The sequence below is a fragment of the Allocoleopsis sp. genome (genome assembly GCF_036703385.1).
Lineage (GTDB): Bacteria > Cyanobacteriota > Cyanobacteriia > Cyanobacteriales > Coleofasciculaceae > Allocoleopsis.
Genome location: NZ_DATNPA010000022.1, coordinates 1 through 12,209 on the forward strand (window position 1 = coordinate 1; position 12,209 = coordinate 12,209).

A 12,209-nucleotide genomic window follows, 5' to 3' on the forward strand; every position below is an offset into this window, starting at 1 on the left:
AATCCGAGGAAAGTGCCATGTCCCTAGCAGCAGCTTCTGCCGCAACATCGGCATCCGCCCCCACAAACAAAGCGGGTGTCTCTTTCAAACTAAGACATTGCGGCTGTTGAGGTAACCAGCTAGACTCCAACACTTGAACCAACTTGGTTTTACCAACACTCCTACCCCCAGTGACCGCAATTTGTATCTTTTGTCGGTCTAACTCTGTGGTTAACTGAGTCAGTCGTTGCCGTAAATGGGGAAGGGAAGCATGATTTTCGGACTCTGTTTCCAGCAGCTTGATCAGGGTTTCAGCTTTGGCGATCGCTTTTTCCACCGTCTCCCGATCAACTGGTGCGGCTGTCAGCGACAAATCAAGGTTTTTAGAGCTTTTCTTGCCAAATAACCATAAACCAGCGCCGAGCGCGACTGCACCCAACATCCCAAACTCACCCACTTGACCTACCGAGTCATGAAAACTCTGCAACAGCCAGAGTGACACTGATAAGCCAACTCCTCCCACTAAAATCGGTCGCTGTAAATTGACAGACATCTTTCTCTCCCCAAAGCTACTCCGACCAAAACTCAATCTATTGCAGCAGAACGCCTGGTAGGTCTTCCTCTTTACCATGCTAATCCCAGGTGTGCTCCCTCTCCTATACTAAGGAGCTATCCCCTAACTGGGTGGCTTGGGGCGGAACCAAAACGAGAACCCATTCCAGTGAGCATTTTCCTGATATTTTTTAGCCAATCAGGCTAGACAGAAAGGGTTATGAGAAAGTTCGGATTTTTGTGCTTAATTGTCCTATGTACCGCATTAATTTTTGTGTCTAAAGCGGTGACACAGCCCAGTCCTGAACCTCCTCTGTGGCAGGTGTATCAGCAGTCGCTCAAAACAGCCAAATATGTAGACCTCACCCATACCATTACCCCTTCAATTCCCGTTTGGGCAGGATTTGGTTCGTCCACCTTTGAACCTACAGTGAACCCAAAAACAGGCAAGCCATACAACTATAAACAGGATGGCTTCGAGGCAACTCAGTATCAGCTTTCAACCGATCAGCTTGGAACCCAACTCGATCCACCCGCACATTGGGCACCAGAGTATCCTGCGATCGATGAGCTTCCAGCTACCTATACCATTCGTCCCTTAGTAGTCATTCCTATTCAGGATAAAGTGGCTAAAGACCCAAACTATCATCTCAAAGTCGAGGATATTCTGGCTTGGGAAAAAAAGCATGGGAAAATTCCCGAAGGCTCAGTTGTGTTCGTGCGCTCCGATTGGTCTAAGGAATGGCCTAATCCCAAACTAGCTACAAGAACCAAATTTCCGGGTGTATCTCTTGATGCCCTCAAGTTCCTGCATTTGCAGCGTAAAATTCTGTTTCACGGGCATGAACCCCTGGATACGGACAGCACGCCAACTCTTGAGGGTGAAGCTTGGCTTTTACACAATGGGTACACTCAAGCTGAAGGTGTTGCCAATTTAGATAAAGTACCAGACAAAGGAGCACTGGTTGCGATCGGCTATCCCAAGTTTAAAGGCGGTTTGGGAGGCTACGCCCGTTACATCGCCATTTGTCCCCCTAACTGGAAGTATGGCGTGTCGGTGAACCAAATTCCAGAAGCTCCCTTACCAAAATCCGATCAACCCCTTCATTGGGATAAACAACTCGGCGTTCGGGTACGATAAATTTTTGTGGTGCACGATGATACTTGGCAGGAGTTTCGCTCAATGCCGCCAGAACAGAACAAAATCCTAATACGCAATCACTACGAAGCCACAACCCACAGAGGAGATGCCGAAGCCATAGAGGAGCAGATTGCGCCTGATTTTATTGACCATGATGCTCCTCCTGGCACTCCCAAAGGTGCGGAAGGGGTGAAAAAACATATTGCAGCGCTACGCAGTGCCTTTCCTGACATTCGCGTCACCATCAAAGACATGATTGCTGAGGGGGATAAAGTTGCTGTTCGAGCAACGTGGCAAGGAACGCATCAAGGAGTGTATATGGGCATCCCACCAACCAATCGGCAGTTTACCTTTACGGGGATGGTGTTCTGGCGAATTCAAAATGGCAAGATTGTAGAACGCTGGGCAAACATTGATCGCTTAAGCTTTATGCAACAACTCGGTGCAATACCCGCTTCAGGACAGGAAAACACTGAGTCTAGCTAAGTATTGCTAGGGAGGCTTAACCCTAGCGCTGTTCCTGCTTAAAGGTAGTAGCATCTTTAAAATATGCTTTCTGACAACCGCTGTGTCTTATAAAAATCCCCTACCGAACTACATCAATGGGGAGTGGTGCATCTCCCAAGCGACTGAATTTCTAAATGTGGTGAACCCTGCCACTGCTGAGGTACTAACTCAAGTGCCTTTATCACCTAAGAGTGATGTTGATGCAGCTACTCAAGCCGCTGCTGAGGCTTTCAAGAGTTGGCGGCGCGTCCCACCCACCGATCGCATCCAATACCTGTTTAAGCTCAAATTCTTATTAGAAGACCATATCGATGAATTATCCCGCACGATTACCCTAGAATGCGGTAAAACCTATGGGGAATCAAAAGCCGAGTGGCAACGGGCAATTGAAAATGTAGAAGTTGCCTGTGGCATTCCCATGCTAATGCAGGGATACAACTTAGAAGATGTGGCGCGTGGCATTGACGAAATGATGATTCGTCAACCCGTGGGAGTGACAGCAATAATTGCTCCGTTTAATTTCCCTGGCATGATTCCCTTTTGGTTCATGCCATATGCGATCGCTTGTGGCAATACTTGTATTATCAAACCCTCGGAAAAAGTGCCGTTGACCCTACAAAAGGTGTTTGAATTACTCGAAAAAACGGGATTACCCAAGGGTGTGGTTAATTTGGTGAATGGGGCAAAAGAAGTTGTTGATGCCATTCTAGAACACCCCACAATTCGAGCGATTAGCTTTGTTGGTTCTTCACCTGTTGCTCAGTACGTTTACAGCAAAGGGGCAGCACATGGCAAGCGAATGCAATGTCAGGGAGGGGCGAAAAATCCGATTATCGTCCTCCCCGATGCGGATATGGAAATGACCACGCGAATTGCTGCTGATAGTGCTTTTGGTTGTGCCGGACAGCGCTGTTTAGCGGCATCTGTGGCGGTTACGGTAGGAGAAGCACGGCATACTTTTACAGATGCGATCGCCTCTGCTGCACAAGCACGAGTGGTAGGCTATGGCTTGGATGATGGAGTCCAAATGGGGCCGGTAATTACCTCTCAAAGTAAAGCGCGGATAGAGGGGTTGATTCAAAAGGGAGCAGATGAAGGGGCGGAGGTATTAGTAGACGGACGCAACCCGAAGATTTCCGGTTATGAACAGGGGAACTTTATTCGACCCACCATTCTGCAAAATGTAGACCCGAATAGTGAAATTGCCCGTACTGAAATTTTTGGCCCTGTGTTAGGGTTGATGCACCTAGAGACAATCGAAGATGCGATCGCATTAGTGAATAGTGGTCAATGGGGTAATATGGCGTGTTTGTTTACCAGTAGTGGTGCAGCAGCGCGGCAGTTTCGTTATGAAGCAGAAGCGGGGAATATTGGGATTAATATTGGCGTAGCCGCACCGATGGCATTCTTTCCTTTTAGTGGCTGGAAGGAAAGTTTCTACGGAGATTTACACGGACAGGGACGAGATGCGGTGGAGTTTTTTACGCAAACGAAAGTGGTTGTTGAACGTTGGCCTAAAAATTGGTCGCGTCAGTTTTGAAGAAAGTATCTTTACCTCTAAAAAGTACACAATATCGTTGAAGTCCGTATAACAAAGAAAGACGAAGAACGCGATCGCACCAGTAGGGTTGTTGGTGGCAGTTTTAGCGATCGCACTGATTGTGTTTGTTTTTGACCTCTGGCAGGAACCTTGCAACGAAGATGCTTTTTTCGCCTTTGACCAAGCTATTCAACTCAAGTCTGATTTTTCTGATGCTTGGTTTAATCGGGGATTAGCTTTATTTAATTTGAAACGCTATGAAGAATCAGTCGCCTCATTTGACCGAGTGATTCAACTCAAGCCTGATATTGCTGAAGTATGGCTATTCAGAGGGTCTGCATTAGGCGAATTACAACGCTATGCCGAAGCGCTTGTCTGTTGTGATCGAGCTATTCAACTCAAGCCTGAGCTAATAGAATGTTGGTCTGTCCGAGGTATTATGTTCGCTAAATTGCAGCAATATGAAGAAGCCTTCGCTGCCATTGAACAAGCGATTCAGCAAAAGCCTGATAACCCCAGCGGGTGGTATGGTAAAGCTGGCTGTGCTGCCTTACAAGGTAATGTTGAGCTAGCGATTAAAAACTTAAAATGGACAGTTGAGCTTGATTCTAAGTATCGAGAAGTAGCCAAAACAGACGCAAACTTTGATGCCATTCGAGAGGATGAGCGTTTTCAACAACTGATTGATGGATAGATGTTTGTAGTACATTTGCACTATAATCACCCCTACGAGTGACGTTCTTAGGGGTGATTATCATTGCGATCGCCAACAGGTTTAAGAACTCCCCAACCGCGCTTGAGAGCATGAAGAATCGCTGCTTGCTCTGCTATGTCTCCCTTTAGCTTTGTGTCCATGTGAATAAAGCCGGAACAGATGCTCGCTAAGCATAAAACAAAAACCTGCAATCTTTGAGGATCGCAGGTTTTTTTATCTTTAATTTGGTGGCGGGAGGCGGATTTGAACCACCGACCTTCGGGTTATGCGTACCATCTACAACTTTCGTTGCCTGGAATTTCTCCAGTTTGTGGTCTGGACTGTCCCTTCACCCTCAGCCTAACTGTTAGGGTGCCTGCCATCCAGTCTCTACACCTTCTCCTTCTCGGAGCTTGGCTCGGGATTACCACGCTAGCGGCTTCCCCGACTTTGACAGGTAAACACACGTAACTTTCTTTACGTGCCGCCCATGTCAGAGTTAACTATTAAGCGTTTAGTTAACCTGACCGTTGAGCCCGACGAGCTACCAGGCTGCTCTATCCCGCGTCGCTGTCGTCACTCTTGCTAGTATAACCCTAAATTTAAAAGAATGACAACCCTTAAAGCATAGAAAGTTCGCCAATAACCTCTAAACGCTTGAAGCTACTGAGTTTCATAAACATTTCGGACAGAGTTTCCGACACTGAAGGAGTAATCCAGCCCATTTGCTTCAGCAGGTGGATGGCAACGGCATACTTCGCACGTTTGGCTCCATCCATCACCTTAATCGCTATCCCCATACCTTCCCCAATGCGACCAATGCATTCAACACCTTCTGCTCCCGATTTACAAACCAACTCCCCTTGAGACAATCGCATCAGTTCCGTATCGAATGCGCCTTCACCGGCAACCAGGTTGGGATGATGAGTCATTGCACGGACAATCCGTTCCATTGCCAAATTATCACCTGAGGCCAGTTGAGCATACAACGAGGCCATTTGCCGCAGTTGTACAAAGTAAGTTGGTGCCCCACAATCATCGTGTGCCCGAATCAACTCTTCCCCTGGCATCTTCATCAAGTCAGCCACTTGACTCAAGATCAGCTTTTGTACGGGATGGTGGTACTGCAAATAGCTAGTGAGGGGCCACTGGCGTTGCTGGCACACTGCTAACATCCCGGCATGTTTACCAGAGCAGTTGTATGCCAGTGGACTTTTAGCTCCTTCTGGAACTGGACATTGTAGTGCTGACGGGTCTACATCAGAGCGCCAAAGGATATGAAAGACCTGTCGTACTTGTTCAATCCTGCCCTGATGAGAGCTACAGATAATTGCCAAGTCACGGTCATTCAGGTTATAGCGTTCTAGTGTGCCCGTAGTGGTAACCGCTAGTGCCTGAAAAGGTTTAAGAGCCGAACGAATAAATGTCGAGGTCTCTGGGTTGCCAGCAACAGATAAAACCCGCCCCCGGTTATCACAGACGACGGCTTGAGCCCGATGAGTCGATTCGACGAGTCCTTCTCGCAGCAATCGGACTTCTAAGGCTGGTGTTTGAGTGCGTTTTCCCCTTGTCATGCCTAAGACCTTAACCCTGTAAGGGGACAAAAAAATGGCTGCGTTGGCACAGCAGCGCTGATTCTGACTAACCGCCTAGAGTTTATAGAAAGTTCCAAATTAGACTACCACCAAAAACCAATAGAACAAGAATTCCAAATGTCCGCTTCAGACGTTTTAGAATGGGTTGGACTTGATAAGAGACAATTAGGCGATCGCGGGTCAAAATTTCTGGCGGCTTAGTCCAGGTTTGACCATCGTACCAACCTGACTCCTCATAGAATATTGTCTCCTTTAACAGGCGATCGCGCACGTAAGACCAACCCAAATAGAGCCGCAACAGCGTCAACGCCAAAAACATACCTGCACCAGCCGCCGCACACAGCAGAAAATGCACTGTATAACGACTAGGGGCAAAACTGGCGGCTGCCAAGGGACCAGCCACAATCCAACTTACTCCCCAGACCCAAGCCAGTTTTTTAATATAACCTTGCAGCTCCAGCATTCCCCAGCGAAAGAACCAGGATTCTCTCAACTCCTGGTACTCATTGATAGGTTGCTGCTCAGTTGGAACCGGACAGATAGAAACAGAAGATTTCATCATTGTTTAGTCACTGTTGCGGTTGAGATACCTGAAATTCTATCTGTTCCGCGTGACCCCAGAACGCTTCCAAATTATAGAACTCTCGCTCTTGAGGCAGCAAGATGTGAACAATCACCTCACCGTAGTCTTGAAGAATCCAGCTGCTCTCGGCGACGCCTTCAGTCCTGAGAGGTCGCCGTTGCCACTCCATCTCAACTTTCTGTTCAATCGCCTGAGAAATCGCCCTAACCTGTGCCTTGGAATAACCAGTCACAATCACAAAGTAATCTGCCAGGTAGGTCACTTCGCCTACCCTGAGAATGGCAATATCTCCAGCTTTACGGTCATCTGCTGCCTGAGCAATCGTCAAAGCCAGACCCTTGCTCATATCTTGTTTTTGAGTACTGGTCGAAACTAAGGTAGAAGGCATTTTAAATTGATCTCTCATTAAATGTTAAATTCCTTGTTCAAAACGATACAAATGTGCATCATTGGGACTGGACAGCTAAAAAGTTATGAAGTATGACGTTTGGGCGAAAGGCTCAGTAGTCTTACGTTTTAACGCTTTTTCCGTCATCCTTCTTTCCATCTGTACTCCCCTGGTCAAACTCTTTGACAAATTACGCTCATGCTTTCTCTTTATAATTTTCTTGGGTTTTCTCGAATCACTGCCGCAGGTTGTGACCAACTTTTTTGTCAGTTTCCAGTCCCTTATCTCCAGAGGATACTCCAAGTTCCTCAATCTCTTCCTCTGCCAGTAGGTCTTTTCGCTCCATCATTTTGCCTAGAAAGACTGATCGCCCAATTCCGAGTCAAAATTGTGCGTGGGTGAATCAGACAATGGCTATCAAACAAAAATCTCAACGAATACTCGCAGGTAACGCCAATGGCTTTGTATAGGTTTGAAAAGCTAACTTGACGTAATCTTTCCAACTCCGGTGTGTTACCCCGACTTGGCTCCAGACAATCAGCCAGGAATACGATACAGCTCAAGGGACTCATACCGGGACGACCCAATGTGTGATGTGCGATCGCATCCATTACCTCCTCATCTTGCATCCCAAATTGGTCTCTAGCAACAATAGCGCTGACATCTGCGTGCAATAGATGAGGTGTGGCTTCACAGACCGGGTCTATTTCTATCCCCTCGTCCCTTGCCATTTGCAACAACAAAGCGGGCTTAAAGTATTTAGCCAGGTCGTGCATCAATCCCGCTTGAGCCGCCTTTTCGACATTTAAGTCATAATGCCGAGCCAGTTCAACGGACATCTGCTCGACACCCAAAATATGCTGAAGCCGAGAAGCAGGAACGTTATCTGCTAACCAGGTTAAGACCTGATCTCGCATCAAAAAAACTCCTAAAGGCAACGTCTAAAATCAGCAAATGGTATTACAGCAAGGCGATGAAACTAACGCATCACATCCTCAACACTCTAGTCTGGCGCAAATGAAGGTAGCGCTAGCTCTCTAGCGGCGGCTTTCCTTACGCACTGCCTTGTGGCAGATGTGCGTCGTTTACGCCTCAACAAATCGCGCCCGGTACGCGATCAACTTTTTCCTGCTGTCGAGTCACGTCTTACGCACCGACAACAAAGAGAACATGTTCGTGCCCTTATTTTAGCTTAACGCTTCTGAACGACAGCGAAAAGTTCTTCATACTGGTCAAGTGCGTGCTCCAAGGTGTAATGCTCCAGAGCATACTGTCTACTCTTCTCTCCTAGTATTTTAACTTTCTTAGGCTGGTAATACAGCTCCAAAATCGCAGCGGCTAGGGCATCCGGATCTTCTGGAGGGACAACGATGCCACCACCACTGTGTTCTATGGCTTTGGCGGCAGTGCCATTTGCCGGAACAGAAGCCACAACAGCGCAACCACTTGCCATCAGAACTTGAATCTTGGAAGGCATATTGAAAGAAATTACATTGTGCTTTTGAACGACTAATCCCACATCGGCAGCAGCTAGCATTTCTGGAAGTTTTTCACGAGGTTGAAGCGGAAGTAAAGTTACATTATCAACAGCACAATCCTCACAGAACTGATGCAATTGCTGCAACGCTTTTTCTTCTCCTACAATGACAATGGCAAGATCCCGAAGGTAATGTAGGCGACTGGCTGCCTCGATGACCGTTTCTAAACCTTGAGTCAGAGCAATATTACCGGAATAGATCACAACAAATTTATCAGTGAGTTGATGCTCGGCGCGGAAGGGATTTTTGGCTTTCGGCAAAGGTTGGATAAAATTAACATCAACCCAATTGGGGATCTGAACGATTTTACGAGCGGGAACCCCTTTGCTAATTAAGTGATCGACAAAGTCCTCCGCGATCACACTTATTTTCCTGGCGGTTCGGTAGGCAAACTTTTCTAAAAGTTCAAAAATGCGGATTAACTTCGGGTTCTTGAGTAAACCAACATTAACAGCCGCCTCTGGCAAAATATCCTGAAGATTCAAAATAATCGGTGTACGATGTATCCATCCCAAGAGAGCCGCGGGGACGGATACTGGCAGGGGGGGCGCGGTGATGAAAATCACATCGGGGCGCTGGCCCCTCAGAGCATGGACAAAGCTGGTAAAAACAAAGCTAATCTCCAGTAACAGTCGATCCAGTAAAGTGGGTTTCGGACGAACCCAAAGATAACTGCGTTGAACTGCAACACCGTTGGTGAGTTCGGTGAGGTATAGCTTACCTCGGTATCCTTCATAAATCTGACGTTGAGGATAGTTAGGCATTCCAGTCACAACACGAACTTGATGCCCTCGTTTTACCAAACCTTCTGCTAGCTCTGTAACCAGGGGAGCAATCCCAATAGGCTCTGGAAAATAATTATAGGTATAAATCAGAATGCGCATAGCTTGAGGTTGCAATCTGGGTAGATACTTGCCGAGTTATCGGGATTGTTTCTCCAGGCTATCCTTCGCTTCACCAAAGATGTTTAAAGATTCCTTGCAAACTTAAAGGCGAGGTGAAGTTGTTGAATGCCTGGTGCCGGGGTTAGACAGTTATTAAGTTTTTGCCTTTTGTCCCCTTTAGAAAAAATGAACCCCTAGTGTAGAAGCTACCAGTGATTTTAAGCAAGAGAAGCCTAGAGGCGATGAGCTGATAATTGGTTATTTCGCAAGCTCTACTCTTTTAATAAATCCCTCGTTTATAAATCAATCTGGCGATTGGGATGCACTCCTGTGATGCTTATTAAGGGCTCTCAACGCGATCGCCCCTGTAGAATTTGGGTCAAGTCCGTGATAGTAGTCAACTCTAGACCGTCTTGTCAACCCACTAAAGGGTGGTAATTTAGACCATTTCCCTGTAGCTCAGCTACACATTCCTCTTCAAGATTGGGGGAGCACAGCAATAGAGGGCATGGTAAAGATTATTTATCACGCATCGATCAGGAAATAATATTAATCATGGGCTATTGACACATAACTCAGACGAGCTCATCGCTGATGTGACCTCCGATTGATCCAGATTGACAACCTGTGAGCCAAAATTGGAACGAGAACTCTAATTCATCAAGGAGAAGACGATGATTATGTCACGTCTGCATAAATTTTTGGCTCCCTTGCTGCTGAGCCTGTTACTCCTGGTAACCTCCTGTGCCAACAAGCAGCCTTCCCGTTTTGATCAAGCCCAACAGACCAGCAGCCAGCAGAAAAGTGGTCAGGCTGTAGTCAAGGATGCTACACAAGGTTCCAATTTCAATAAGTTCTTCCCTAAAGGTGACGGCGGCTACCAGCGCGTTTATACTCAGGAGAAAAAAGGCTTTGCTCAAGCCAAGCTGAAAAAGAATGGCAAAGATATTGCTACATTGTCTATCTCTGATATCAAAAGCACCCCCGATACGGCCAAGAAATACCAGCAAAGCACTAAAAAAGTTGCCAGTTATCCCGCAGCGACCCTTGGCAATAGTCAAACCAGTGTGCTCGTCAATAATCGCTACCAAGTCACAGTCAGATCCACTGACCCCTCTTTTGACCGCGAAGCCTGGTTGAAAAAATTTGACCTTGATGGTCTTGCCCGACTTAGCAAATAACAGGGTCACAGGCCAAGCTGAAATACCATTTCAGCCCCCTAGAGACTAAAACTAGGGGACTTTTTTCCGGTGATGAACAACAGGGGCCAAGTGAGAGGATACAGAACACTCAAGACGTGAGTGATAGCGCTCAGGGAATGCTGACATTCGCTGTTCGGCGCGTTAGAGTAGCGGGGCGTCGTCTGGCGTGACGCTATATGCATGAGCGAAGGGTAGGGAGTTAGAAAACTTCGCCCTCCCTAACGCGGTTAGTACAAAACTTCAAATTAAGGCAAGGAGCCTGCCCATGAGCAAACCAATTTTTGAACTTGTTGATGAGCTGCCAACCAGCAATATCACTACGATGGCTTTAAGGTCACTCGACTTTGTGATTCCAGGTGAGTGGAACAATGTAGTTGGGTTTGAAAATACCATTCGCACTGTCACGGGCGAAACGGACGAAGACATCATTCAGCAAATCGGCGATCGCGCGGTCTATCTGTACAATGATCGCTCTCAGGGCTACCAACGCGCCATGTGGCTTTACCAAACCGTTGACAAGACAGATTATGCCCTCGGTGCGGCTGCCCTAGCGAATAAGGTCGGCGAAAAAATCCCCCTGATGGGTTTTTTGAGCAACATAACGCCAAAAGCTGACAAAGCACAGACCATCGATCTGTGCTTGAAATTAGTTGTAGAGTTAGTCGCCTTCTGCCAGATCAACGGTATCCCTGGTGATAGTATTGGGGACTTTGTCGCCTCTCTAGGGGAGTACAGTGGCGAAAATTTGATGCGCATGGCAGCACTAGTGTGTTTTGATGGCCTAATTCCCCTCGGCCCCGATTTTATCCGGCAGGCACAATCCACCCTTTCGGGACTCAGTCCTTCAGATTTAGAACGAAATCAGACGTTCAGCAGCGTCAGCGACGCCATTCCTGGCGGCGATTCGGGTGGCAAGCTCAACTTTATCGGTCAAAGCTTTGATTCAGTCAAAGGTTGGATGAGTAGTTTTGTCACCTCAAAAAATTTGACGCCACAATCTGTGGCGAATAACCTGCAAGGGTTTATTGACGTTGCTGATAGCAAATTGGACTATCTGGGGGCTTTTCTCGATGTGTCTACGAACTATTTCGAGCATACAGGCACCCAAACCCTGGCGCGACGCCTGATTGAGAGAGCTGTAGCTGAAATCTAGTACCGCTTGCGCATCAACAGACAATTGCGATCATCATCTACCCGTAAGTATGCTACTTCGTCCATCAGCTGATGCATAAAAATCAGCCCTCTACCTCCTACTGCCGATAACGGGTCTAGGTCTTTTTGGCGGTCGAGGGCTTCTTGGAGTTTGGTTTCCAAATCAAAGGGCTGTCCCTGATCCCAAATTCGCATCTCTAAGCTGTCAGGAAAGACCTTCAACTCCAGCTCTATTGGTGTCGTTGGAGGTAAGTTGTGATGAGCATGGCGAACTGCATTTGTAAAGCCTTCTACAAATGCCAGTTGGCACTGCGACTGAGAGGGTTGAGGCAGCATCGGTTTGGTAAAGTCCTCAAACCACTGTAAAACTTTTGTAACAGCGTGTAAGTCCGTCTCGACTTCGAGACGGTCTTGTTTGAGAGCTTTTTCGTTATGCCTCAACCACACAAGATTC

12 protein-coding genes and 2 pseudogenes are annotated in these 12,209 nt (G+C 47.2%); 6 read left to right on the forward strand and 8 right to left on the reverse strand.

The window, feature by feature from the left end; translation table 11 throughout:
- Positions 1-532, reverse strand: a pseudogene (locus tag V6C93_RS01085) (hypothetical protein); the annotation flags it as partial.
- A gap of 219 nt (positions 533-751) precedes the next feature.
- Between V6C93_RS01085 and V6C93_RS01090 the strand changes: the two are divergent.
- The 4 genes from V6C93_RS01090 (at position 752) to V6C93_RS01105 (ending at position 4,413) form a co-directional block, all read left to right on the forward strand.
- On the forward strand, positions 752-1,672 hold the full coding sequence (locus V6C93_RS01090) for a cyclase family protein (protein ID WP_333474790.1): 921 nt from the start codon (positions 752-754) through the stop codon (positions 1,670-1,672).
- A gap of 6 nt (positions 1,673-1,678) precedes the next feature.
- Entirely contained in the window at positions 1,679-2,158 is a 480-nt protein-coding gene (locus V6C93_RS01095) for an ester cyclase (protein ID WP_333474791.1), read from the forward strand.
- Between the two features lie 82 nt (positions 2,159-2,240).
- Positions 2,241-3,719 carry a CoA-acylating methylmalonate-semialdehyde dehydrogenase gene (locus V6C93_RS01100; RefSeq protein ID WP_333474792.1) on the forward strand — a complete coding sequence of 493 codons (1,479 nt, stop codon included), beginning with the start codon at positions 2,241-2,243 and terminating at the stop codon, positions 3,717-3,719.
- A 94-nt stretch (positions 3,720-3,813) separates the two neighbouring features.
- Positions 3,814-4,413: a tetratricopeptide repeat protein gene (locus tag V6C93_RS01105; protein WP_333474802.1), complete on the forward strand. Its 600-nt coding sequence runs from the start codon at positions 3,814-3,816 to the stop codon at positions 4,411-4,413.
- A 65-nt stretch (positions 4,414-4,478) separates the two neighbouring features.
- On the opposite strand, the pseudogene V6C93_RS01110 reads toward V6C93_RS01105, so the two are convergent.
- The 6 genes and pseudogenes from V6C93_RS01110 to V6C93_RS01135 form a co-directional block, all read right to left on the reverse strand.
- Positions 4,479-4,574, reverse strand: a pseudogene (locus tag V6C93_RS01110) (group I intron-associated PD-(D/E)XK endonuclease); the annotation flags it as partial.
- Positions 4,575-5,033: 459 nt separating this feature from the next.
- A complete protein-coding gene (locus V6C93_RS01115) occupies positions 5,034-5,987 on the reverse strand; it encodes an asparaginase (protein ID WP_333474794.1) in 954 nt (317 codons plus the stop codon).
- An 82-nt stretch (positions 5,988-6,069) separates the two neighbouring features.
- Complete coding sequence (locus V6C93_RS01120) at positions 6,070-6,570, reverse strand: CGLD27 family protein (protein ID WP_333474795.1); 501 nt, start codon at positions 6,568-6,570, stop codon at positions 6,070-6,072.
- Between the two features lie 7 nt (positions 6,571-6,577).
- Positions 6,578-6,979, reverse strand: coding sequence for a ribosome silencing factor (gene rsfS, locus V6C93_RS01125; protein WP_333474796.1), 402 nt, complete (start codon positions 6,977-6,979; stop codon positions 6,578-6,580).
- A 308-nt stretch (positions 6,980-7,287) separates the two neighbouring features.
- Complete coding sequence (yqeK, locus tag V6C93_RS01130; RefSeq protein ID WP_333474797.1) at positions 7,288-7,896, reverse strand: bis(5'-nucleosyl)-tetraphosphatase (symmetrical) YqeK; 609 nt, start codon at positions 7,894-7,896, stop codon at positions 7,288-7,290.
- A gap of 275 nt (positions 7,897-8,171) precedes the next feature.
- Complete coding sequence (locus tag V6C93_RS01135) at positions 8,172-9,401, reverse strand: glycosyltransferase family 4 protein (RefSeq protein ID WP_333474798.1); 1,230 nt, start codon at positions 9,399-9,401, stop codon at positions 8,172-8,174.
- Between the two features lie 674 nt (positions 9,402-10,075).
- On the opposite strand from V6C93_RS01135, the gene V6C93_RS01140 reads away from it, so the two are divergent.
- Positions 10,076-10,582, forward strand: a complete 507-nt coding sequence (locus tag V6C93_RS01140) for a hypothetical protein (protein WP_333474799.1) — start codon at positions 10,076-10,078, stop codon at positions 10,580-10,582.
- Positions 10,583-10,868: 286 nt separating this feature from the next.
- Complete coding sequence (locus V6C93_RS01145) at positions 10,869-11,756, forward strand: hypothetical protein (RefSeq protein ID WP_333474800.1); 888 nt, start codon at positions 10,869-10,871, stop codon at positions 11,754-11,756.
- On the opposite strand, the gene V6C93_RS01150 is transcribed toward V6C93_RS01145, so the two are convergent.
- The coding region (locus V6C93_RS01150) for an ATP-binding protein (protein ID WP_333474801.1) at positions 11,753-12,209 on the reverse strand (457 nt) is incomplete at its 5' end. The genes V6C93_RS01145 and V6C93_RS01150 overlap by 4 nt on opposite strands.

Excerpts from the sequence above, each read along its gene's own strand:
- V6C93_RS01090 (WP_333474790.1), top strand. The coding sequence starts at position 752 with ATGAGAAAGTTCGGATTTTTGTGCTTAATTGTCCTATGTACCGCATTA.
- V6C93_RS01115 (WP_333474794.1), bottom strand. The coding sequence starts at position 5,987 with ATGACAAGGGGAAAACGCACTCAAACACCAGCCTTAGAAGTCCGATTG.
- V6C93_RS01120 (WP_333474795.1), bottom strand. The coding sequence starts at position 6,570 with ATGATGAAATCTTCTGTTTCTATCTGTCCGGTTCCAACTGAGCAGCAA.
- rsfS (WP_333474796.1), bottom strand. The coding sequence starts at position 6,979 with ATGCCTTCTACCTTAGTTTCGACCAGTACTCAAAAACAAGATATGAGC.
- yqeK (WP_333474797.1), bottom strand. The coding sequence starts at position 7,896 with ATGCGAGATCAGGTCTTAACCTGGTTAGCAGATAACGTTCCTGCTTCT.
- V6C93_RS01135 (WP_333474798.1), bottom strand. The coding sequence starts at position 9,401 with ATGCGCATTCTGATTTATACCTATAATTATTTTCCAGAGCCTATTGGG.
- V6C93_RS01140 (WP_333474799.1), top strand. The coding sequence starts at position 10,076 with ATGATTATGTCACGTCTGCATAAATTTTTGGCTCCCTTGCTGCTGAGC.
- V6C93_RS01145 (WP_333474800.1), top strand. The coding sequence starts at position 10,869 with ATGAGCAAACCAATTTTTGAACTTGTTGATGAGCTGCCAACCAGCAAT.